This window comes from Streptomyces siamensis (genome assembly GCF_039543605.1).
Lineage (GTDB): Bacteria > Actinomycetota > Actinomycetes > Streptomycetales > Streptomycetaceae > Streptomyces > Streptomyces siamensis.
This window is the reverse complement of record NZ_BAABKB010000002.1, coordinates 361,438-382,381: the sequence shown is the minus strand read 5'-3', so window position 1 is coordinate 382,381 and position 20,944 is coordinate 361,438. Positions and strand designations below refer to the sequence as shown.

Below are 20,944 nucleotides of genomic sequence, written 5' to 3'. Positions count from 1 at the left end.
CGGTGACTGCCGTCACTGACCACACGGATCACGCCGACCGTCCCGGAGACGACCCGCAGGGGGACGATCCGCGCGGAGAGAGTCCCCGCGGGGAGGCCGCGCACGGTCAGGAGCGCCCCGGCGACGGACGCCCCGGGGACGGACGCCTCGGGGGCGACCGTCCCGCCGGTGGGCACGACGGGGACGCGCACGACGGTGAGAGACGCGGCACCCGGGGACCCGAGGGAGAGGGCCGCCCCGCGGAGGGCGGCCCGCGGGAAGGCCGCCCACGGGACGAACGGTCCGGAGGCGGCGGCACGCCGCAGGGCCGGGACAAGGGCGCCCGCCCGGCGGACGCCCGGTCCGCAGAGGCCCGATCAGCGGACGCCCACCCCGCAGGGGGCCGGTCGGACGAGGCCCGCCCCGCAGGGGCCCGGTCCGACGAGGCCCGCTCCGGGGGTACCGAGCCCTCACCGGCCCGTTCCGAAGGTCGGAATCCGCGAGAGGCCCGGTCCGAAGGAAGCGGGACTCAGGAGGGCCGCTCCCAGGACAGGCGGGCCGACGCCCGTACCGGGGCCACCTCGTCCGGAGGCGTCCGGTCCGGGGACGCCCCGTCCGAGGGCGGCGGCCGACCGGGCCGGAACCGCGCGGGCGACGAGCGCCCCGCGGGCGCCGCCAAGGATGACACCCCCTCCGAGGACACGCGCCGGAAGAACACCGGGCTCGCCAAGGAGCGGCCGGCGGTCCGCAAGGAGGCGGCTGCCGCCGAGGGCCGGTTCCGCAGGGGCGCCGGAGCCAGGAAGCCCGCCGCGGCCGGGCTCCCCCAGCGCGCCGCCGCCGGTGAAGGCGACGGGCACGCGCGCGTGAACGGCGACGACGGGTCCGCGCGCGCGGACGGCGACGCGGTCTGGGACGACGGGCTCATCGCACGGCGCGTGACGGAGCCGGCCACCGGCGGGGAACCGCCCGCGCCGGACACCAGACCCGCCGTGCAGGCCCCGCCGGCACCACTCGCGTACGACGCCCCGCTGCGCGCGCGTCTGGACGCACTGCGTGAACTCGTGGGCGTCTCGCGGGCGCGGCTCGACAGCGACACCCTCGCGGAGGCCGGCCGGGTCCTCGACGAAGCCGCGGCGCGGCGCAAGCTCTCCGGGCAGCACACCGTCGTGGCCATCGCAGGGGCGACGGGCAGCGGCAAGTCCCAGCTGTTCAACGCGCTCGCGGGCGTGGCCATTTCGGAGACCGGCGTCCGCCGGCCGACCACCGCGGCGCCCATCGCGTGCAGCTGGAGCGACGGCGCGGCCACGCTCATCGACCGGCTCGGCATCCCGGGCCGGCTCCGCAGACGGCCCTTGCAGAGCCCGGAGGCCGAGGCGCAGCTGCGCGGTCTCGTCCTGGTCGACCTGCCCGACCACGACTCCGCCGCCGTCCAGCACCGTGAGCAGGTCGACCGCGTCCTGAAGCTCGTCGACGCGGTCATCTGGGTGGTGGATCCCGAGAAGTACGCGGACGCCGTCATCCACGAGCGCTACCTGCGGCCCATGGCCGGACACGCCGAGGTCATGTTCGTCGTGCTCAACCAGGTGGACCGGCTGCCCGGGGAGGCCGCCCACCAGGTCCTGGACGACCTGCGGCGGCTGCTCGACGAGGACGGCATCGCGCTCGGCGAGCACGGTGAACCGGGCGCGACCGTGCTCGCGCTGTCCGCGCTCACCGGGGACGGAGTCGGGGAACTGCGTGAGGTCCTCGGCCAGTTCGTGACCAGGCGCAAGGCGCCCGGGCGCCGGATCTCGGCCGATGTGGACGCGACCGCCGCGCAGTTGCGCCCGGCGTACGTGACCGGTCGGCGCGTCGGGCTCAGCGAGGAGGCCCGCGACGAGTTCTCGGACCGGCTCGCGGACGCGGTGGGCGCCGTCGCGGCCGGGGAGGCGGCCGAGCGCGCCTGGCGCCGCAACGCCAACCGGGCCTGCGGCACGCCCTGGCTGCGGCTGTGGCGGTGGACGCAGGAGCGGCGCGATCCCCAGACGGCGCGTCTGCCGGTGCGGGACCCCGCGGACGAGGAGGCCACGGCACGCCAGCGCGTGGAGCAGGCCGTACGGGTGGTCGCGGACCGGGCGGCGTACGGACTGCCCGCCCCCTGGTCCCTGGCGGTGCGCGAGGCCGCCGTGCGAGGGGCGCAGGGGCTGCCCGAGGCCCTGGACGAGATGGCGGTGCGCGCCACGACACCGGCGAGGCGTCCACCGCGGCCCGGCTGGTGGCCGGTCGCCGTGCTCGCGCAGGCGTCGATGACGATCCTTCAGATCGTCGGCGGTCTGTGGCTGGTGGCGCAGATCGTCGGGGTGATGTCCCCGAACCTCGGGGTGCCGGTGCTGCTGATGGTGGCGGGCATCGTCGGAGGCCCGCTCGTCGAGTGGGGCAGCAGAATGGCGGCCCGCGGGCCGGCCCGGCGCTATGGGCAGGAGGCGGAACGGCGGCTGCGCGAGGCGGCCACCGGATGCGGCAGGGCCCGTGTGCTCGATCCCCTGGCCGCGGAGTTGCTGCGGTACCGGGAGGTCCGCGAGGAGTACGGGCGGGTGACGGGGGCGGCGCCGGCCTCCGTCGGGTGACGCGTCGTGCCGGACGGCTGCCACTCCTTCGAGTGAGACGGTTGTCCACAATCGGCCGGTGACCCACAGGGCCCGGCGGGCCCGGCCCGGCGGAGGCAGTCTGAACTCGCGGCGACCGCAGCAGCGCAGCGGTCGCCGCGTCGGACGCATTCGCACGGGAGAGGGGTTCGGGCATGAACGAGACGACGGTGTGCGTGGTGGGGAACGTCGCGACGCAACCGGTCTACCGGGAGGCGCCGACCGGGGCGTCGGCCCGGTTCCGGCTGGCGGTCACCTCGCGTTACTGGGACCGCGAGAAGAACGAGTGGGTCGACGGGCACACCAATTTCTTCACGGTGTGGGCGAAGAGGTCCCTCGCGACGAACGTGGGGGCGTCCGTTTCCGTGGGCGATCCGGTCCTCGTCCAGGGGCGGTTGAAGGTCCGTACGGAGACGCGGGACGGCCAGAGCTGGACGTCCGCGGACATCGACGCGACGGCGGTCGGACACGACCTGTCACGCGGCACATCGGCCTTCCGCCGACCGCCGAAGGGGGACACGGGACCGGTCTCGCCGCCCCGCCCTGAACCGAGTTGGGAGACACCTCCACCCGCCTCTCCGGACGCGGCCTCCCAACAGCGGTCCGAGCCTGTCGGAGTGACGTGATGTCAGAGGACCGCGCGATCTGACCGAACTGCGACTTATCGGCGAATTCAAACCGATCCGCCATCATTGATTTGTCGATAAGCGCAGCTCACAAGCAGGTGAGCGATAACGATTCCGAGTCGGATCGGTTATCGGATGGAATGACCGGGGAGCGTGGTGCGCCGCGTCTTTAGGATGCCGGGCATAGCTCACGGGGCTTCTGATTCTGCTGGCGGGACCTTCCCCCACATCAACGGGTCCTGCGCGAAGGGGAATTCTGTGTTTCGTTCGTTCTCTGCGTCGTTCGCGCGCAGGCGGGTGACAGCCCGTCTCACCGCCGCGACGTTGGTGTCGGGTCTCGTCGCCGCGGGGGCGCTCGCCACCGCCGGCACGGCCGCCGCCGACGAGACCCCGCAGAGCCTCGGTGGCGCGACCGCCACCATCGGCGACCTGAAGACCTACGGCTCCGCCGTCATCCACGACCACGGCGAGGACTCGTGGGTCTCCGCGGGTCTGTTCGAGATGTCCGTCGACGACGGCGGCATGCTGCAGACCTACTGCGTCGACCTCCACAACCCGACCCAGCGGGACGCCAAGTACCAGGAGACGCCCTGGAGCGGCACGTCGCTGGGCGCCAACAAGGACGCGGGCAAGATCCGCTGGATCCTGCAGAACTCCTACCCGCAGGTGAACGACCTCGCGGCCCTCGCCGCGAAGGCCGGCGTCGCGAGCCTCACGGAGAAGGACGCGGCCGCCGGCACGCAGGTGGCCATCTGGCGGTACTCGGACGGCGCCGACGTGGACGCGGCCGACCCCGGCGCGCAGAAGCTCGCGGACTACCTGCAGAAGAGCGCGCGGAACCTCCCCGAGCCCAAGGCCTCGCTGAGCCTCACCCCGCCCGCGGTCTCCGGCCATGCCGGCGAGCGGCTCGGCCCGGTCACGGTGCACACCAACGCGGACAGCGTGGCGGTGGCGCCCCCGGCGGACGCCGCAGGCGTGAAGATCGTGGACAAGGACGGCAAGCCGGTGACGTCCGCCGTCGACGGCGGCCACGTCTACTTCGACGTCCCGAAGGACAGCGCGGACGGTTCGGCCGCGCTGACGGTGCAGGCCTCCACGACCGTGCCGGTCGGCCGTGCCTTCACCTCCGAGACCCGCAGCCAGACCCAGATCCTCGCGGGCTCCAGCGAGTCGACGGTCTCCGCGACGGCGACCGCCAACTGGGCCGAGAAGGGCGCCATACCGGCTCTGTCCGCCAAGAAGAACTGCGCCGAGGGTGGCGTGGACATCACGGCGGCCAATGAGGGCGACGAGCCGTTCACCTTCGAGCTGATGGGGAGCGAGCACACCATCGGGGCGGGCGCGTCCGGGACGGTGACCATTCCGCTCCAGGAGGACCAGGCGTACGACTTCACGATCACCGGTCCGAACGGCTTCCAGAAGCGGTTCAAGGGCGTCCTCGACTGCAAGACCCAGGGCAGCGCGAACGACATCACGACCCAGACGGTCAGTGAGCCGAGCCCTGCCTCGGTGGGCGGCACGTCCGCCGGCGACAGCGATCTCGCCGAGACCGGCAGTTCGAACGCGACGCCTGTCATCGCGGGGATCGCCATCGCCCTCGTCGTCATCGGCGGCGCCGCGGTGGTCCTGGTCCGCCGCAAGAAGTCACCCACGCAGGACTGAGCCGCACAGGACTGAGCCACCCGGCAGCTCGGCAGCTCGGCAGCGGGTGACCGTACTCAGGACGGCTTCGTGAGCCCGTGGCCCCGGCCCGCCCCAGGCGCCCGGGGGCACGGGCCCTGCCGAGGGGCCGCTCCACCGGCCGGCCGGACGTGTCCCGCACCCCGGGTCAGGCGGTCCCGCGCCGCGGGCAGCCGTTTGTGATCTTCGATACCCGCACGGGCGCTCGGCTTTGCAGCGGGCCCGGGCCGCCCCTACGGTTGTCGGGCCGTGGTGTTCGGGAAGACCGGTGACGGCCCCTCAGGGGCCCAGGCCGGAGCGGCCCTCGCCACTGTGATCGGGGAGTTTCCGTCCCGTGCCGCCCTCCTCGGGCGGCGCCACTGGCCGTGCGGCCGGGAAGGCAGGGGCGGACGCGCGAACCCGTCAGCCAGGAGACCGGCCACGGCATCTCACGAAGTGATCCACGAGGTGCTGGAGCGTGACCGCATGACCCTGCCCACGCAGTCGTCCCCTTCCGCCGCCACGTTCCGCTGGCGGCGCGAGGACACGGTACGGACCGCCGTGCTCCTCGCCGCGATCGCGGGCCTGCACGTCGTCGCCTTCGGCATCCTGTTCCTGCTCGTGGTGCCCGAGCACTACGAGGTCGGTTCCAGGGCCTTCGGCATCGGACTCGGCGTCACGGCCTACACGCTGGGCATGCGGCACGCCTTCGACGCCGACCACATCGCCGCGATCGACAACACCACCCGGAAGCTGATGGCCGACGGCAAGCGACCGGTGTCGGTGGGCTTCTGGTTCGCGCTCGGGCACTCCAGCGTCGTGGTCCTGCTGGCCGCGCTCATCGCCGGAGGCACCCAGCTGGCCGGGCGCATCATGAACGAGGGCTCCAGCACGCATCAGGTGCTCGGTGTCATGGGCACCACGGTCTCCGGGTCGTTCCTCTACCTGATCGCGGCCCTGAACCTGGTGGCGCTCGTCGGCATCCTGCGGGTGTTCCGGGCGATGCGCGCGGGCGAGTACGACGAGGCCGAACTCGAACAGCACCTGGATTCACGCGGGTTCATGAACCGCGTCCTCGGCCGTTTCACGAAGTCCATCACCCGGCCGGGACAGATGTATCCGCTGGGCTTCCTGTTCGGCCTGGGCTTCGACACCGCCACCGAGGTCACGCTGATGGTGATGGCGGGCAGCGGCGCCGCGGCCGGGCTGCCCTGGTACGCGATCCTGTGCCTGCCGCTGCTGTTCGCCGCGGGGATGAGCCTGTTCGACACCCTGGACGGCACGTTCATGAACTTCGCCTACCAGTGGGCCTTCTCCAACCCGGTCCGGAAGGTCTTCTACAACCTCACCATCACCGGCCTGTCCATCGCGGTGGCCTTCTTCATCGGCACCATCGAGCTGGTGGGCGTCCTGCACGACAAGCTCGAACTGAGCGACGCGGTGACCGGCTGGATAGCGGGCCTCGACCTGGACAACGTCGGGTACATCATCGTCGGCCTGTTCGTCGTCGTCTGGGCGGCGGCGGTGGCGTACTGGCGGCTCGCCAAGGTCGAGCAGCGCTGGGCGGTCCGCCCCGCCGACGGGAACTGACACCGAGCCGCCGCCCCACCGACCGGAACCGGCGGGGCGGCTGCCGCGCTGTGGACGGGCGCCCGCGTTCCGGTCGCGGGCGCCGCGCGGCGGCTAGGAGCGTGCGTTCCGGCCGCGGGCGAGGGCGAACCCTGCGGCGAGCAGCCCGAGGACACCCACGACCAGCCCGGCGACACCCAGGCCGCGGGCGGTCGAGTCACTGCTCTTGTCGCTCGCCGTCGAGGCCTTGGCGGTCGACTCCGACGCCGGCGCCGACGAGGAGGCCGAGGACGACCCCTCACCGGAGCCCGCTCCGCCCTCGCTCCCGGCGGTGAGCGAGAGCAGCGGCGCCGGGCTCTCCGGCTCCTCGCCGCCCTTCGGCGTCTCCTCGATCCAGCGGACCACCTTGCCGTCCGAGTAGGTCTGCAGGGTCTTGAAGGTCAGCTGGTCGGTGTCGTCGGGCAGTTGACCGAAGGCGACGTCGAAGTCCTGGAACTCGCCGTGCCGGATCCGGCCGCCGGTCCAGGTGATCTCCGAGACGGCGTCGGTGATCGTGCCGTCGTCCGTCTTGATCGGCTTCTTCAGCCGGGTGGTCGTCACCTTGGCGGTCCAGCCCGCCTGCGGAGTGACCAGAACACCCAGGACGGGATGGTCGGTGGGCAGGAACACCTGCACCTTCGTGGTGCTGGCGGTGTCCTCCTCATTGGGGACGCGGAAGGTCAGGACACCGTCCGTGGCGCCCTTGGGGTAGCTCTCGGGGTGGACCGTCACATGCGCGAAGGCGGCACCCGCCGCGGCCAGGACTCCGGCGGTGCTCAGGGCGGCGACGACGCCGGCGCGGCGCAGGGTGGTGCTCATCGGGGACATCAGGGGACTCCGTACTGGTGTGGAACGCGGTCAGGTCGTGTACGCGAGCCCGGCCGGCGGTCCCCGACGAAAGACGGCGTACCGCAGCAGCACCTGCCGCAGCGGACGCGCCGGCACCGACACGCGGTGCACGGCACCCCGGCGCGCCGGTGCGAAGGACGTTCCCGTCCGTACCCGCCACCACGCCACGAGACCCGGGACGAGCGTCACGGCCCACCGCAGCAGGGTCCACAGCGCGGCCTCACCGCGCCGCAGCCACCAGGTCACCAGCAGGGCCGCGGCCAGATGTGCGGCCGTGGCGTGCGGTGTCATGGCGTGCGTGTGCGTCATGTGCGCCCCGTGCATGGGCATCGCCATGCGTGGCCGGGCGGCCTCGAACCCGAAGTGGAGCCCGGCCTGCGCGGCCAGCATCCCGCCGCCGATCCCGAGCAGCGACCGTTCCCGGCCGCCCAGCAGACAGGCGGCGACGAAGACGGCGAGGATCCCGGCAGCGTCCGCCCGGAGCGGCGGTGCCTGTCCCGTGGCCAGTCCGTGTCCCCCGGCGGCAAGCAGCACGCACAGCACGGCGAACACCGCCGCGCGCAGGCTCCGTACTGCCGGGGACGCACTCATGGAGCCCAGATACTGCCATGCGGCGGGAGGGGCCGTCGTGGCTTCCCGGGAGCCGCCCCGCATCCGGACGCTCCGGCCCCGACACGGCTCGGATAGGGTCCGGTTGATCCTGGGAGGGACCTGACATGCGACTTCGCTGCGCCGTGCTCGACGACTTCCAGGGAGTCGCGACCGAGGTGGCCGACTGGTCGCCGCTCGCCGACGACGTGGAGGTCGTCAGCTTCCGCGAGCGGCCCCGGGCCGCCGGCTCCGCCGTGGGCGGCGAGGCCGCGGCGGAGGACGCGCTGGCGGCGGCGCTGGCGGACTTCGACATCGTCGTCACCCTGCGCGAGCGGGTGCCCTTCCCGGCGTCGCTGCTCGCCCGGCTGCCCCGGCTCAGGCTGCTGATCGCCTCCGGAATGCGCAACTCGGTGATCGACTACGCCGCCGCCGAGACGTACGGCGTGACCGTGTGCGGCACCCCCAGCTCCTCGACGCCCCCGGTGGAGCTGACCTGGGCGCTGCTGCTCGGCCTGGCCCGCGGCATCGTCACCGAGAACGACGCGCTGCGGACGGGCGGCCCTTGGCAGAGCACCGTGGGCGCCGATCTGCACGGCCGCCGGCTCGGCCTGCTCGGGCTCGGGAAGATCGGCGGCCGGGTGGCCCGGGTCGGACTCGCCTTCGGCATGCGGGTCAGCGCCTGGAGCCAGAACCTCACCGCGGAGCGCGCCGCCGAGGTCGGTGTGGAACGGGCGGCCTCCAAGGAGGAGTTGCTCGCGAGCAGCGACTTCGTCTCGGTCCACCTCGCGCTCGGCGAACGCACCCGGGGCCTGGTCGGCGCGTCCGAGCTGGCGCTCCTCAAACCGACCGCGTACCTCGTCAACACCTCGCGCGCGGCGATCGTCGACCAGGACGCGCTGCTCGCCGCCCTGCACGAGGGCCGGATCGCGGGCGCGGGCGTCGACGTGTTCGACATCGAACCGCTCCCCGCCGACCACCCGATGCGCTCGGCCCCGCGCCTGCTGGCGACCCCGCACCTCGGCTATGTGTCGCGGGCCAACTACGAGACGTACTACGGCGCGGCCGTCGAGGACATCCAGGCGTTCCTGGCCGGCGAGCCCGTGCGCCGGCTGGGCTGAGCACCCGGCCCGCGGGCGCCCGAGCCGGCGCCGCAGGCACTCGGGCCGTCGCCGCGAGCTCTCAGGCCGTCATCACGAGCCCTCAGGTCGTCGCCACGAGCCCTCAGGCCGTCGCCGCGGGCCGCCAGTAGAAGCCGTACTGGCGTTGCAGGTGATGCAGGTCCACGAGGTAGCGCCGCAGGGTCACATGGTCGACGGGGGCGTCCTCGCACCAGGCGCGGAGCTTCTCGTTGACGGTCCGCTCCGGGTACTCGACACCGAGCTCGAAGGTCCGCTCCGCGATGTGCCGCAGCACGACCAGCTTGCGCTCCCACTGCGACGGCAGCCGGACCAGGCGGCCGTCGCGCACGAAGGTCCGCAGCACCGTCTCGGACCGCTCGTCCCGCGAGCCGTAGTCCTCGGTGGCCGCCGCGCGCGGGCGGGCGGCACGTGCGAGATCCCGGAAGCGCTGGTGGGCGACGCCCAGGCGTCCGTCGGCCTCGGCGATCACGCCCTGGTCCCGGAGCCGTCGCAGGGCGACGGCGGTGTCCTTCGGGGAGAGTCCCGCCCGTTCCCTGACCTGCGTCGGGTCGTCCGCCCCGAGGGCCACCGCGGCGAAGGCGCGCACCCGCTTCTCCTCCGCGAACAGGCCGATCAGGCCGACGAGTTCGGCGGGGTCCGGCAGATCGGGCAGGTCGCTCCGACCGCTCGGCGGGTCGGTGGGCCGGTCGGTGGGAAGGTCGGTCGGTTCGTCGGTCGGCATGCCCGGCAGGCTAGTCCTGGGCGGGCCGGGCGCCGTAACGAATTTCCTCCCGTTCTTCCTCCCGTTCCTTCGGCCGTACGGCAGTGGACGCATCGAAAGCCCAGCTCGGAAAGGGTGATCCCCCGACCGACGCCGTGACCAGGTGTGGACGGGCGCGTTGAAGGGGCAGTGCGGTCGCGTCCGTGCAGCCGCGCTCATCGACTCAAAGGAGAACGTGATGTCTCGCATCGCGAAGGCCACCGTCGTCGCCATGGGGACGGGTGCCGTGATGCTCAGCGGGGCCGGTCTCGCCATGGCAGACGCAGGTGCCGCCGGCGAGGCCGTCCGCTCGCCCGGCGCCGTGTCGGGCAACGCGGTCCAGGCCCCGATCAACGTGCCGGTCAACCTGTGCGGGGACACCGTCGACGTCATCGGCCTGCTGAACCCGGCGTTCGGCAACCACTGCGGGAACGTCGACAACCACGAGGGCGGCGACGACCACGAGGGCGGCGGCTACGGCGACGACGGCGGCTACGGCAACTGAGCCCGACGCGCACGAGCGAGGCCCCTGGCGTTCACCGCCGGGGGCCTTCCGCTGTCTCCCATGTGTCCGGCGGCACCACCGCCGATCCGAACGCTCGCGCCGACCGCGCACTGCCGATGCGACCGCGCCCGCCGACCGGCCGCACACCACGCGTGGCGGCCACATCACCGTGCCGGCGGTCCGCGTGCCGGGCCCGCACCCCCGTACCTACGCGTACCGGTAGATGGCGCTGTGGTCCTCCAGCGAGTCCGGAGTCACGCCCCACGGCGGCATCTTCTCGTGCCGGGCGACGATCCGGCCGTGCTGCGACTCGCCCCGGGCCGGCGGCCGGTCGGGCAGGTACCGAGCGCCGCCGTGCCGCTTCTGCCAGCGTGACCACTGAAGGTCCACGAAGGCGTGGTGCAGCCAGAAGACCGGATCGTTCACGGAGGCGCCGCCGAGCATGTGTCCGCCGACCCAGCGATGGACGCGGTTGTGGTTGCGCCAGGCCGAGCTGCCGGAACCGGAGCCCCACCCTTCGATCTTGTTGCGGAACCCGCGGGTGGACGTGGAGTTCCACGGGGACGTGTCGTAGACGCGTTCGTCCAGTGCGGAGTTCAGCTCGTTCCGCGTGGGCAGCTGGATCGGACTGCGCGGGCGTCCGAGCTCGCGGGTGAGGAACTCGCCGTCGGTCACCGCTTCCCTGATCGTCCACTTGCCGTGCGCGTGGGCGAAGGGCCCGGTCATGACCTGCCGGTCCGAGCCCCGTCCGGTGCCGCCGAGCAGGTCCTCGGTCCAGGGCACCGACGTGGCCGTGCGGTCCCGCGTCCAGTCCCAGTAGGGCACGCTCACCGCCGGGTCCACCCGGCGCAGGGCACGCTCCAGTTCCAGCAGGAACCGCCGGTGCCACGGCAGGAAGGACGGCGCCATGTGGGCCGCACGCAGTTCGCCCTCACCGTCGGGGACGTAGTACTCGATGTGCATGCGGACGAACTCGTCGTACTCGCCCCTGCGTTTGACCGCCAGCAGCGCGTCGACGAAGCGGCGCCGCTCAGTGCGGGTGAGCGTGCTGACGTCCTTACGCGTGTACACCATGGTGGTGGCTGCCCCCCTCCGTGCCGCTCCCGAGAGCCCCGCCCCGGTCGGTCCCGCTGCCCCCGGTGTCCGTCCGCCCGAGGCCTCCGCGTCCGAGCGCCCCGTTCCCCAGGCCGCCTCCGCCGGCCGCCGGCCTGCCCATGTCCATGTCGCGCAGGTGCTCCGAGGGGCCGAGCCCGTCGACGGCCGCGCGGGCCGCGTCGAGCGGTGTCGGATACGACTGGTAGTGGTCGACCATGCTCATGTAACTGCCGTCCGCGCGACGCATCAGATGCAGCGGACGGCCGTCGACGGTGACCACCCACGCGCCGCCGGCCCCGTACGCGGCCCGGCCGTCGGAGCCGCTCCTCGTCCCGAGGATGTGCCGGCCGTGGTACATCTCGTCGAACGACTGGTCCACGGGGCGCAGGGCCCGCGGGGGCCGCGAGGCCGCGACGACCGGGGCCAGCGCGACGGCCACGGCCGACACGAGCAGGCCGCGCAGGGCGCCGCGCCGGGTCGCCGACATTCCGTCGGACACACGCCTCGGCACCCGCCTCGACGTGCTGCCCGGCGCCCCGCCGGACACCCCGGCCGATGCTCTACTGACGAACATGGTTCTCTCCTAGGCGGATTCGGTCCGGATCAGTGGCGGCGGCGGGCCGGAGCCGGACACCCGGGCCTCGCCCCCTGCTGCGGCCAGGCCCCAGGGGTTTCGTCGAAGCCCCTCAGGAGCCCGACCCCGCCTCCACGTTCGCGGCGGGAGTCGTCCTGAGCAGCGGCGTGAGCACGGCGGCCTGGGGGAGCTTGGTGTCCGGGAGCCCGAGGTGGTGGGGGTTCGGGGGACCGAGCGGGGCGTCCAGGGACAGTCCGGGGGTCAGCGTCCGCAGGCCGGTCGCGGGCGCGTCGACGCCGATGTGCTCGAAGCCGTCGCCGAGGACGTGCGGGAGGGGCGCATGCAGGTCCGCCCCGGGCAGTCCGCCGCTGAGCGGCAACTGCGGCAGGGCGCCTTCGGGGATCAGCCGTCCCTCGACGTACCGCGGGCCCTCGGGACTGCCGGGCGTCGGCAGCGGCACCTGCCCGGAGATCTTGGGGGCAGGCAGGTTGAGGGCGTTCTCGACGCCTTCCAGAGGTACGGGGACCGGGACCGTGCCCGCCGCGACGGCGGGGGCAGCGGCGGCGGCGCCCACCGCTGCCACGACGCCGGTCATGACGGCGGCGAGAGTTCCTCGTGTGGTCGGCTTCATCTCAGGTACGGCCCTTTCAGGGTTCGGCTGGCTCAGCGTCCGTACCGCGTAACGATGCCGAGAACGCCACCAGTGCAAGATTCCCCCGACGGACGCAATAGTCAGCTCGTCCAGAAATCCCACCAACGAGTCAGGATCAGCATGCCGATGATGCCGATGTGCAGCAGCGGCAGGACCCAGGTGAACTCCCCGAGGAATTGACGGATCCAGGCGGGCGCGGGCAGGAATTCATTTCGTACGTTGAATGACGTCACGTACCAGAACATGATGATCGTGGCGACCCAGGCGAGGCAGCACCACAGGCAGAGCGCGCTGATGCGGTAGAGAGACTGGAACTGCAGCCAGGTGCAGAATCCGACGCCGAAGAGCGTGCCGGCGTCGAAGGTGAGCCAGTACCAGCGCGGGAAAGCGGCGCGCGCCAGCAGGCTCATGCCGACGCAGACGACGATGCCGTACGTCACCAGTCCCAGTATCGGGTTGGGGAACCCGAAGGCGGAGGCCTGGTCGCTCTTCATGATGTTGCCGCAGGAGACGACCGGGTTCAGGCTGCACCCGGGCACGAAGTTCGGGTTCTCCAGCAGTTTGAACTTGTCGATCGTGATGACCCAGGCGGCGAGCAGCCCGGCGGCTCCGGTGATCACCAGCATCAGGGCGAACGCGCGACTGCTGCCCGCGGTCCGTACGGACGCGCCGTGCTCGCCGTGTGTCCCCCGCCCCGCGGTGGACGCCATCAGCCGCGCAGGGTGCGCGCGGGCAGGAGCACGTGCGCGGCGCTGAGCAGGGTCTCCTCGTCGCCCGCGAAGGCGCTCAGGCTCTCCGGCGCGACGGGCTTGCCGGGCTGTGCCTCGGGCCAGGCGCGGGTGGCGAACAGGAAGTAGGCGTAACCGCGTTCGGCCACGGCGGCGAGCCACTCCGGCGGTGCGACGCACTGGGCGTTGAGGTGCGGCATCGTGACGACGGCCTGACCGGCCTCGACGAGGAGGGTGAGCGGCAGGCTCGGCTTGCGCGAGGCGTCCAGGAGCGTCTCGCCGACGGGCAGGCCGTTGCTGGTGAGCAGCCGCTCGATGGCAGTCGCGGAGGCCTCGGGGCCGCCCGCGCCGTCGCCCAGGGAGTAGGCGAGGAGATAGGGCATGTCTCCGTCGGGGGCTTCACCGCTGAAGGCCATGACGGCGAGCGTGCCGAGGTCGGCGGCCCGGAAAGGGCGCGTTTCACTTGGGGTTGAAGTCACCGCGGAACCTTATCGACGCACCCGAACGGGTCCGACCGGTTCATCACCCGCCCGGGGGACGACCGGAGGGTCGACCACACGAATGAGGGACGCTTCTCGAACAGCGCGGAAGAGCCGGTCCCACTTCTTGTGGCACGAAAGGGCCGATTCTTGTGGCACGAAAGGGCCGACTCCGCGATTCTGCGGAGTCGGCCCTTTCCGTATCGCTTACGACGTCAGTCGGTGGCGCAGCCGTTGGCGGACGCCGGGTTCAGCAGACCGATGACGCTGACGGAGTCGCCACAGGCGTTCACCGGGACGTGCACGGGAACCTGGATCACGTTGCCGGAGACGACGCCGGGGGAGTTGGCCGAGAGTCCCTCGGCACCGGTGTCGGCGACGGCGCTGCCGGCAGCGACACCCATGGCCATTCCGGCGGCGGCAAGAATGAGAGCGACCTTCTTGGCAGTGTTCATCATCAACCCTTTCCTGGGAGATTTGCCCCAAATCCTAGGGAAATCGCCGCAGGGCCCCCGGAAAGACACGCGATGAAATGAACCGATCAGCTCTGGAGGGGAAGTCCGCCGAGGAGCTTCGCCGGGGTGCCGGAGGAGTTGACCGCCTCCGTGACGCCGTCCACGGAGTTGAGCAGCGAACCCTTGCTCTCGGTGTCGAGCGCGTTCGACTGGTGCTGGAGGGGCATCAGGTCCTCGGCGTTCAGCGTGCGCTGGCTGGTCAGGGTCTCCACGGCGCCGTTGAGGCTGCTGGGCGTGAGGTCGGAGGCATCGGCGGCAAAGGCGGGCGCGGCGGCACCAGCGACGACCACGGACCCGGCAACGACAGCGGCGGCCTTCAGGGACTTCATCGGGTTCCTTTCATCGGCAACTCAGGTCACCAGAGGGAATTCCTCTTCGCCCGGCTAACGAGCCCCGCCCCCGCCGGAAACCCCGCGTGCAGAAAATTCCTGCACCCCACCCGAACGAACGGCGTGTCGCATTCTCATACAAAACAGCCGTCATGCCGACCGGAGACGGTCGGCATGACGGCAGGGTGGCGACTGCTTCGCCTCAGACACCGCTCCCCGGGCTCAGCGGGTGGGCAGGAGACCGCCCGTCGGCAGCGTGCTGGTGACGTCGGACGTGGGCAGCGTGCTCGTCACGCCGGACAGCGAGGGCAGACCCGGCAGGTTGGCCGCGGGGAGCCCGCCGCCGAGGACCGTGGCGACGACGAAGTTGACGAGGCCGGTGACCACGGCGGTGACCGCCGGCACGACCTGGGCGGGGTCGCCGGAGGTGGCCGCCTTGAGCAGCGCGTCGACCGCCGCCTGGAGCGCGGTCAGGGCGTCGCCCTTGAGGTCCGTCGGCGCCTTGGTGGCCGGCACCTTGCCGTCCTTGGCCTCGGTGCTCTTCGTCACCGACGGCAGCGTGGTGGTGGTCGGCGTCGTGGTGTCGGGCAGCGCGACCGGCGGGGTCGCCGGGACGGCCGCGGTGACCTTGGCGATGGCGTCCTTCACGGCCTGGCCGAGCTTCGTCGCCTGGTCCGGGGTGAGCTGGCCGTTGTCCGCCTTGAGGACCGTGTTCAGCAGGTCGGTCACCGGGCTCAGCACGCCACCTATGTCGGCCAGGGACTGGACCTGCGCGAGAAGCGCGTCCGCGCCGGGGACGGGTGCCGCCGCCGCGTGGCTGTTGCCACGCGACGAGTCGCCGTCGGCTGCGATGGCGGCCGGAGCGGCGATCCCGAGCAGAAGCGTGGCGCTGAGAGCGGTGGAGGCGATGCGTCGTGCGGGCAGAGCACGCATGGATGTTCCCTTCGATGTTTGGTCGAACCTGGAATCACCGTGAAAGCGGTTGTCGCCGTGTGCAACCGAACGACTGCTCTGCGTAGCAACCTCGCGTCCATAACACCGTCATCGCCCCTGGTCAGGAGCCATGCGGGGGATTGCGGCACATTCCCCCCATTCGGGGCAACGCGAACCGGCCGCCCTCCGCTTCGGAGGACGGCCGGAAGGGTCCGCGCGGACGTCAGTCGTTGGCGCAGCGGTCACCGAACGACGGGTTCAGCAGACCGATGACGTCGACCGTGTTGCCGCAGGCGTTGACCGGGACGTGCACGGGGACCTCGACGACGTTGCCCGACAGGACGCCGGGGGACCGGACGGCCGCGCCGTGCGCGCCGCTGTCGGCGGCGGCGATACCGGCGGTACCGGCCACAGCGGCGGCGGCAACGGAGGTCAGGGCCAGGCCCTTCGCGATACGCGACATGGAGAAGTGCTCCTTGGAGATCGACACGACATCCGGGCGGGGCGCCCGGCACAGAAAGTCAACGCATGAGCCACGCGCGGGTTGTGCCCCGGAAGGGTGATGCCGCAAAACACGCAGCTTCACCATTCCGACACACTTCAAGGGTTTCGACGACAAATGCGGATAGAGGGCTAGAGTCGGGCTCCTCCTGGCGCCGCTTGGAACCGGACGTCGGCCAGACGTCAACAGGCCTCCGAAGGACGGGGAGTCGACTCGTATTCATGTGATGTACAGATTCCGACCGTCCGCTGATCCAGAACCTTTTCTCCCCGAAAGGGCATCGCCGGTCATGCGTCGTTCCCCGGGTCTTCCGCCGCGCCACGCGCCGGTGGACCGCTCGGCCCGCGCGGCGCTCCGGGCGCCGGGCCGGCCCCGCGATCCGGTGCAGGGGTGACCAGTTGGCCCCCCGGATCGTTTCGCAGCGGGACGCGGCCTGGATCGGCGCACAGTTCGGCGCCGTCGACGCGAAGCAGTGACGCGCGCGCCTTTGCGCGCCGCCCGTGAGCAAGGAACCGCGCATGCAACTGTCAACCGACCCTCCGTCGCGGGTCCTTCACGTCACCCAGCCCGTCGACGGCGGGGTGCCCCGGGTCGTCACGGACCTGGCGCGGGCCCAACTGGCCGCGGGTGCACACGTCACGGTCGCGTGCCCGGACGACAGCCCCCTGGCCCGCTCGCTGCGGACGCTCGGCGCCGACGTACGGCACTGGCGGGCGACGCGTGCGCCGGGACCGCGGTTGCCGCAGGAGGTACACCGGCTCGGTCGCCTCGTCGCGCGGGCACGGCCCGACCTGGTGCACGCGCACAGCGCCAAGGCGGGGCTGGCCGTGCGGCTGGCCGTGCGCGGGCGGGTGCCCACCGTGTTCCAGCCGCACGCCTGGTCGTTCGAGGCCGTCGGCGGGACCGCCGCCCGGATGGCGGTGGTCTGGGAGCGCTGGGGGGCACGTTGGGCGTCGCGCGTGGTGTGCGTGAGCGAGGCGGAGCGCAGGACCGGCGTGCGCGCCGGAGTGCACGCGCAGTGGCAGGTGATCCCCAACGGCGTCGACACGGCACGCCTGCGTCCGGCCGACGCCCGTTCCGCGCGGGCCGGGCTTCCGCTGCTCGCCGGGGCCGGGGTGGATCCGGCGGCTCCTGTGGTGGTGTGCGTGGGGCGGCTGTGCCGGCAGAAGGGGCAGGACGTCCTGCTCGAGGCCTGGAGTTCGGTGCTGCGGGAGATGCCCGACGCCCGGCTGGTCCTGGTGGGCGACGGGCCGGACGCGGCACCGCTGCGGGCCGCGGCACCCGACGGCGTGCTCTTCGCCGGGGCCGCCGACGACACCGCGCCCTGGTACTCGGCCGCGGATCTGGTGGTCCTGCCGTCCCGCTGGGAGGGCATGGCGCTCGTTCCGCTGGAGGCCATGGCCTGCGGGCGTCCCGTCCTCGTGACGGACGTGGACGGCGCCCGCGAGAGTCTGCCGCCGGCGCTCGCCACACGCTGTCTGGTGCCGGCGCAGGCGCCCGGACCGCTCGCCGAGGCGATCAGCGCCCTGCTGCGCGACCCGCTCCTGCGCGACTCGCTCGGCCGCGAGGGACGCGACCACGTACTGACCACGCACGACGTGCGCCACATGACCGACGCGGTCGCGGAGGTGTACCGCGACCTGCTGAACGGCCGACGGACACCGCACGCCGGGCGCGTCACGTGCGAGGACCACACCGAGTGCAGGGAGTCCATCCACACGTGACTGCGGAAAGCACCGTTCCCTCCCCCGGCGCCCAGCCCCGGGAGTACGGATTCTCGGCCGTCTCGGTCATCCCCGCCCGCAGCGCGGACGGCGGCTTCAGATTCCCTGCCGGGCGGCGGCCGTCGGGCCGACGGGCCGCGTGGCTGCCGCTGTTCACCGCGGACGTCGCCGCGGCTCTGCTGACGGGCCTCGCCCTCCCGCAGATCCAGCGCCGGCCGCTGCTCCTCGGCGCGCTGCTGCTCGGCATGGTCGCCGTCAACGCACGGTCGTCGCTGTACCGGCCCGAGCCGGTACCCGCCGTCCTCGACGAACTGCCCGCCCTGTGCGTGCGGATCACGGTCCTGTGGTGCGCGCTCGCCGCCGTCGTCGCGGCGCTCGCCCCGTCCGCCGCGCTGTCCGCCCCCACCCTGGCGGCGGGCTGCGCCCTCCAGTCGGCGACGAGCTGTGCGAGCCGCGCCACCGTGCACCGGCGACGCCGCAGGACGCTCCTCCTGCGCCCCGGCGCCGCCCTGGTGATCGGGCCCGCCGCGACCGCCCAGCGGGTGGCCGCCGCCTTCCTGCGCCATCCGCGCTGCGGTCTGCGGCCGGTGGGTGTCGTCTCCGACCGCGCGGCGAAAGGCGTGGGGCTGCCGGTCCTCACCACCGGCGAGGAGGTGCAGCGGGCGCTCATCCAGAACGGCGTACGGGCCGTGCTCGTCGTCGAGCCCCGCGGCGAACGCGAGCCGCTGCTGCGGGCGTTGGCCGAAGCGGGGTGCGCCCTGTGGGAGGTCGACGCGGACTCGCCCGCGTACGACAGGGGCAGCCGGCACACGCTCGCCGGGTTCCCCTGCCGCAGGCTGTCCGTGGGGCGGCGACGCGGCGGAGTCGGCAAACGGGTCCTCGACGTCGCCGTGTCCGGGACGCTGCTGCTGCTCGTCAGCCCGCTGCTGCTGATGTGCGCGGCGGCGCTGCGGCTGAGCGAGGGCCGCGGCGTGGTCTTCCGCCAGGAGCGCATCGGCAAGGACGGGCGGCCCTTCACGCTGCTGAAGTTCCGCACCCACCGGCCGGCCGACGCACACGAGGCCGCGACCCGCTGGAGCGTCGCAAACGAACAGGAGATGAGCCGCTTCTGCCAGTTCCTCCGGCGTACCTCGCTCGACGAGCTGCTCCAGCTGTGGAACGTCTTCCGGGGCGACATGAGCCTGGTCGGCCCCCGGCCCGAACGGCCCTACTTCGTCGCGAAGTTCAGCCAGACCTACCCCGGCTACGCGGCCCGTCACCGCATGCCGACCGGCATGACCGGGCTCGCCCAGATCCACGGGCTGCGCGGCGACACCTCCATCGAGGACCGCTGCCGTTTCGACAACGCCTACATCGACAACTGGTCGCTGTGGCAGGACGTCTGCATCCTGCTGCGCACCGCCGCCTCGCTCGTACGCCCGACGGGGAGCTGAGCCCCTTGAGCCACGCCCTGCCCCTCACGCCGCTGGACACGTTCGTGTCCGCCGTCCGGCGCGCGCTGCCCGTCCTGCCCGCCATGGCGGTGATCGCCCTGCTCGGTCTGGAGCACGCGCCCGGCACGGAGGGCGGCGCCACACCCGCGGACGCCATGTCGGGCCTGCTCGTGGTGTTGTGCGCCGTACGGCTCCTGCGCGGCCGCCTGCGCCCCCTGTCCGGCACGGCCGCCCTGATCGTCGGGCTGCCCGTGATCGGCATCGCCGTCGCCGCGGCCGATGCCGCGAGCCCGGGAGCGGGCCTCGCGGGGCTCGGCCGCTATCTGCAGATCTTCGTGCTCGTCCCGGCGGCCGTCCTGCTGTCGGTGCGCGACCGCGCCGACTTCCGGCTGCTGGCCTGGTCGTTCATCGCCCTGGCCCTGTGGCAGGGGGCGGTCGGGGTGCACCAGTACGCCACCGGGACGGGGGCCACGTACATGGGCGAGGACATCCGCGCCGTGGGCACCTTCGGGCCCACCGACGTGATGGGCATGGCGACCGTGGTCTCCTTCGGACTGGTGTGCGCGGTGGCGCTGGCGCTCGGGCCGTCCACGGCACCCGGTGGGCAGGGTGCGCCCAGGTCCTGGGGGCGGTCCGTCGCCGTGGTGTGCGCCGTGGCGTTGTCGCTGCCGCTCGCGCTCTCGTTCAGCCGGGGCGCGTGGATCGCCACCGCCGTGACCTGCGGAACGCAGCTGGCGCTCGCCGGGGCGCGGCGCGCGGTGAAGGCGGGCGCCGCCGTGGCCGCCGCCGCGGTGATCCTGGTGGGCGGGCTCGGTGTCGGCACCGCGATGCTCCAGGAACGGATCAACAGCATCACCCAGGTCGCCGACGCGCCGGACCAGTCGGTCGTCGACCGGTACACGATGTGGGCGGCCGCCGTCGACATGTGGCGCCGGCACCCGCTGACCGGGGTCGGTCTGAAGGGCTTCCCCGGCCACCGCGACGGCCACGCCTCCCTCGCCCTGTCCTCCGGCAGCGAGGTCGGCGGCGCCGGCGAGGCGTACCACCGCCAGCCGCTGCTCTCCCCGCACAACATGTATCTGCTGGTGCTCGGCGAACAGGGGCTGATCGGACTGCTCGCCCTCGCGGGCAGCTGGCTCGCGCTCCTGGTGTGCGCACTGCGCGGACTCGTCCGGGTACGACGCACCCCGTCCGGCCTCGACTGCGCGCTCGTCGCCTGCGGGCTGCTCGTCTGGCAGCTGACCGACTTCGTGTACGCGGACATCGGCGGGCCCTCGACCGTGCTGACGGGCCTCGTGCTCGGGCTGGCGGCGTGGTGGGCGCTGCTGGATCCCACGTCCACGACAGCTCCGGTGTACGCGTCCGCCGCGACGCCCGCCCCGGCGGAAGGAGCGACGGCACGATGACGGTGGATCCGCCCGGTACGGGCACGGAGGAACACCCGGAGCCCGGCTCCACGCCCGAGAACGTCCCCTTTGCCGACGGCGAGCGTAGGACCGGGCGGCACGGCGAACTCCCTGCGGACCCGGCGGGCGCCCCGAACCCGGCGGAGGCGGCGGGCACCGTGATCCGCTCGGCGGCCGGCGCCCCGAGGCCGGCGGACGCAGACCGGGGCGGAGCGCCGGGCGCGCCGGAGGCGAACCAGGTCGGCTCGCCGGGCG

At 72.8% G+C, this 20,944-nt stretch carries 21 protein-coding genes and 1 riboswitch; of the genes, 9 read left to right on the top strand and 12 right to left on the bottom strand.

All coding sequences use genetic code 11. The features are described 5' to 3' along the window. Window positions 1–2 precede the first annotated feature (2 nt). From ABEB03_RS04460 to nicT, 4 genes are all read left to right on the top strand, one after another. The gene (locus ABEB03_RS04460) at window positions 3–2,585 is read left to right on the top strand and encodes a GTPase (protein WP_345641440.1); all 2,583 of its coding nucleotides are present in this window, start codon (window positions 3–5) and stop codon (window positions 2,583–2,585) included. 173 nt (window positions 2,586–2,758) lie between these two features. Then, window positions 2,759–3,229: a single-stranded DNA-binding protein gene (locus tag ABEB03_RS04455; RefSeq protein ID WP_345641437.1), complete on the top strand. Its 471-nt coding sequence runs from the start codon at window positions 2,759–2,761 to the stop codon at window positions 3,227–3,229. Window positions 3,230–3,526: 297 nt separating this feature from the next. Continuing rightward, window positions 3,527–4,891 (top strand): Cys-Gln thioester bond-forming surface protein, encoded by a 1,365-nt coding sequence (locus ABEB03_RS04450; protein ID WP_345641434.1) that lies wholly within the window; start codon window positions 3,527–3,529, stop codon window positions 4,889–4,891. A 251-nt stretch (window positions 4,892–5,142) separates the two neighbouring features. Beyond that, window positions 5,143–5,346: riboswitch (cobalamin riboswitch) on the top strand. A gap of 28 nt (window positions 5,347–5,374) precedes the next feature. Then, the gene (nicT, locus tag ABEB03_RS04445) at window positions 5,375–6,478 is read left to right on the top strand and encodes a Nickel transporter NicT (RefSeq protein ID WP_345641431.1); all 1,104 of its coding nucleotides are present in this window, start codon (window positions 5,375–5,377) and stop codon (window positions 6,476–6,478) included. A gap of 93 nt (window positions 6,479–6,571) precedes the next feature. Here nicT and ABEB03_RS04440 read toward each other — a convergent pair whose 3' ends face one another. Both ABEB03_RS04440 and ABEB03_RS04435 read right to left on the bottom strand, forming a co-directional pair. Beyond that, the gene (locus ABEB03_RS04440) at window positions 6,572–7,324 is read right to left on the bottom strand and encodes a YcnI family copper-binding membrane protein (RefSeq protein WP_345641428.1); all 753 of its coding nucleotides are present in this window, start codon (window positions 7,322–7,324) and stop codon (window positions 6,572–6,574) included. A gap of 30 nt (window positions 7,325–7,354) precedes the next feature. Beyond that, window positions 7,355–7,936 (bottom strand): hypothetical protein, encoded by a 582-nt coding sequence (locus ABEB03_RS04435; protein ID WP_345641424.1) that lies wholly within the window; start codon window positions 7,934–7,936, stop codon window positions 7,355–7,357. Between the two features lie 125 nt (window positions 7,937–8,061). Between ABEB03_RS04435 and ABEB03_RS04430 the strand changes: the two genes are divergently transcribed. After that, window positions 8,062–9,054, top strand: a complete 993-nt coding sequence (locus ABEB03_RS04430; RefSeq protein WP_345641421.1) for a D-2-hydroxyacid dehydrogenase family protein — start codon at window positions 8,062–8,064, stop codon at window positions 9,052–9,054. 103 nt (window positions 9,055–9,157) lie between these two features. On the opposite strand, the gene ABEB03_RS04425 is transcribed toward ABEB03_RS04430, so the two are convergent. Continuing rightward, the gene (locus tag ABEB03_RS04425; protein WP_345641418.1) at window positions 9,158–9,796 is read right to left on the bottom strand and encodes a DUF2087 domain-containing protein; all 639 of its coding nucleotides are present in this window, start codon (window positions 9,794–9,796) and stop codon (window positions 9,158–9,160) included. Between the two features lie 217 nt (window positions 9,797–10,013). On the opposite strand from ABEB03_RS04425, the gene ABEB03_RS04420 reads away from it, so the two are divergent. Further along, entirely contained in the window at window positions 10,014–10,319 is a 306-nt protein-coding gene (locus tag ABEB03_RS04420) for a chaplin (protein ID WP_345641416.1), read from the top strand. A 207-nt stretch (window positions 10,320–10,526) separates the two neighbouring features. Here the strand turns inward: ABEB03_RS04420 and ABEB03_RS04415 are convergent, their stop codons facing one another. The 9 genes from ABEB03_RS04415 to ABEB03_RS04375 all read right to left on the bottom strand — a co-directional run bounded on the left by ABEB03_RS04415 (window position 10,527) and on the right by ABEB03_RS04375 (window position 16,087). After that, complete coding sequence (locus tag ABEB03_RS04415) at window positions 10,527–11,393, bottom strand: tyrosinase family protein (RefSeq protein WP_345641413.1); 867 nt, start codon at window positions 11,391–11,393, stop codon at window positions 10,527–10,529. Beyond that, window positions 11,377–11,988, bottom strand: coding sequence for a tyrosinase family oxidase copper chaperone (locus ABEB03_RS45285; protein WP_425589180.1), 612 nt, complete (start codon window positions 11,986–11,988; stop codon window positions 11,377–11,379). Before ABEB03_RS45285 ends, ABEB03_RS04415 begins: the two co-directional genes overlap by 17 nt. Before the next feature lie 112 nt (window positions 11,989–12,100). Then, complete coding sequence (locus ABEB03_RS04405) at window positions 12,101–12,619, bottom strand: hypothetical protein (protein ID WP_345641410.1); 519 nt, start codon at window positions 12,617–12,619, stop codon at window positions 12,101–12,103. Window positions 12,620–12,720: 101 nt separating this feature from the next. Beyond that, window positions 12,721–13,350, bottom strand: coding sequence for a vitamin K epoxide reductase family protein (locus ABEB03_RS04400; protein ID WP_345641407.1), 630 nt, complete (start codon window positions 13,348–13,350; stop codon window positions 12,721–12,723). Further along, the gene (locus tag ABEB03_RS04395) at window positions 13,350–13,847 is read right to left on the bottom strand and encodes a DUF5949 family protein (RefSeq protein ID WP_345641405.1); all 498 of its coding nucleotides are present in this window, start codon (window positions 13,845–13,847) and stop codon (window positions 13,350–13,352) included. Before ABEB03_RS04395 ends, ABEB03_RS04400 begins: the two co-directional genes overlap by 1 nt. 215 nt (window positions 13,848–14,062) lie before the next feature. Next, window positions 14,063–14,302: a chaplin gene (locus ABEB03_RS04390; RefSeq protein ID WP_345644045.1), complete on the bottom strand. Its 240-nt coding sequence runs from the start codon at window positions 14,300–14,302 to the stop codon at window positions 14,063–14,065. Window positions 14,303–14,388: 86 nt separating this feature from the next. Then, window positions 14,389–14,691: a hypothetical protein gene (locus ABEB03_RS04385; RefSeq protein WP_345641402.1), complete on the bottom strand. Its 303-nt coding sequence runs from the start codon at window positions 14,689–14,691 to the stop codon at window positions 14,389–14,391. A 222-nt stretch (window positions 14,692–14,913) separates the two neighbouring features. Further along, a complete protein-coding gene (locus ABEB03_RS04380; RefSeq protein ID WP_345641399.1) occupies window positions 14,914–15,624 on the bottom strand; it encodes a hypothetical protein in 711 nt (236 codons plus the stop codon). 223 nt (window positions 15,625–15,847) lie between these two features. Then, complete coding sequence (locus tag ABEB03_RS04375) at window positions 15,848–16,087, bottom strand: chaplin (RefSeq protein WP_345641396.1); 240 nt, start codon at window positions 16,085–16,087, stop codon at window positions 15,848–15,850. Window positions 16,088–16,644: 557 nt separating this feature from the next. Here ABEB03_RS04375 and ABEB03_RS04370 point away from each other — a divergent pair. From ABEB03_RS04370 to ABEB03_RS04360, 3 genes are read left to right on the top strand one after another with little or no spacing between them, the layout of a single operon-like run. Continuing rightward, a complete protein-coding gene (locus ABEB03_RS04370) occupies window positions 16,645–17,850 on the top strand; it encodes a glycosyltransferase (protein WP_345641393.1) in 1,206 nt (401 codons plus the stop codon). Beyond that, window positions 17,847–19,283, top strand: coding sequence for an exopolysaccharide biosynthesis polyprenyl glycosylphosphotransferase (locus ABEB03_RS04365; RefSeq protein WP_345641390.1), 1,437 nt, complete (start codon window positions 17,847–17,849; stop codon window positions 19,281–19,283). The genes ABEB03_RS04370 and ABEB03_RS04365 overlap by 4 nt, the downstream gene beginning before the upstream one ends. A 5-nt stretch (window positions 19,284–19,288) precedes the next feature. Continuing rightward, on the top strand, window positions 19,289–20,689 hold the full coding sequence (locus tag ABEB03_RS04360; protein ID WP_425589179.1) for an O-antigen ligase family protein: 1,401 nt from the start codon (window positions 19,289–19,291) through the stop codon (window positions 20,687–20,689). Window positions 20,690–20,944 lie beyond the last annotated feature (255 nt).

Coding starts and splice junctions, on each gene's coding strand:
- ABEB03_RS04370 (WP_345641393.1), top strand. CDS start 16,645: ATGCAACTGTCAACCGACCCTCCGTCGCGGGTCCTTCACGTCACCCAG.
- ABEB03_RS04430 (WP_345641421.1), top strand. CDS start 8,062: ATGCGACTTCGCTGCGCCGTGCTCGACGACTTCCAGGGAGTCGCGACC.
- ABEB03_RS04425 (WP_345641418.1), bottom strand. CDS start 9,796: ATGCCGACCGACGAACCGACCGACCTTCCCACCGACCGGCCCACCGAC.
- ABEB03_RS04435 (WP_345641424.1), bottom strand. CDS start 7,936: ATGAGTGCGTCCCCGGCAGTACGGAGCCTGCGCGCGGCGGTGTTCGCC.
- ABEB03_RS04400 (WP_345641407.1), bottom strand. CDS start 13,350: ATGGCGTCCACCGCGGGGCGGGGGACACACGGCGAGCACGGCGCGTCC.
- ABEB03_RS04405 (WP_345641410.1), bottom strand. CDS start 12,619: ATGAAGCCGACCACACGAGGAACTCTCGCCGCCGTCATGACCGGCGTC.
- ABEB03_RS04455 (WP_345641437.1), top strand. CDS start 2,759: ATGAACGAGACGACGGTGTGCGTGGTGGGGAACGTCGCGACGCAACCG.
- ABEB03_RS04440 (WP_345641428.1), bottom strand. CDS start 7,324: ATGTCCCCGATGAGCACCACCCTGCGCCGCGCCGGCGTCGTCGCCGCC.
- nicT (WP_345641431.1), top strand. CDS start 5,375: ATGACCCTGCCCACGCAGTCGTCCCCTTCCGCCGCCACGTTCCGCTGG.
- ABEB03_RS04415 (WP_345641413.1), bottom strand. CDS start 11,393: ATGGTGTACACGCGTAAGGACGTCAGCACGCTCACCCGCACTGAGCGG.
- ABEB03_RS04385 (WP_345641402.1), bottom strand. CDS start 14,691: ATGAAGTCCCTGAAGGCCGCCGCTGTCGTTGCCGGGTCCGTGGTCGTC.
- ABEB03_RS45285 (WP_425589180.1), bottom strand. CDS start 11,988: ATGTTCGTCAGTAGAGCATCGGCCGGGGTGTCCGGCGGGGCGCCGGGC.
- ABEB03_RS04380 (WP_345641399.1), bottom strand. CDS start 15,624: ATGCGTGCTCTGCCCGCACGACGCATCGCCTCCACCGCTCTCAGCGCC.
- ABEB03_RS04375 (WP_345641396.1), bottom strand. CDS start 16,087: ATGTCGCGTATCGCGAAGGGCCTGGCCCTGACCTCCGTTGCCGCCGCC.
- ABEB03_RS04420 (WP_345641416.1), top strand. CDS start 10,014: ATGTCTCGCATCGCGAAGGCCACCGTCGTCGCCATGGGGACGGGTGCC.
- ABEB03_RS04390 (WP_345644045.1), bottom strand. CDS start 14,302: ATGAACACTGCCAAGAAGGTCGCTCTCATTCTTGCCGCCGCCGGAATG.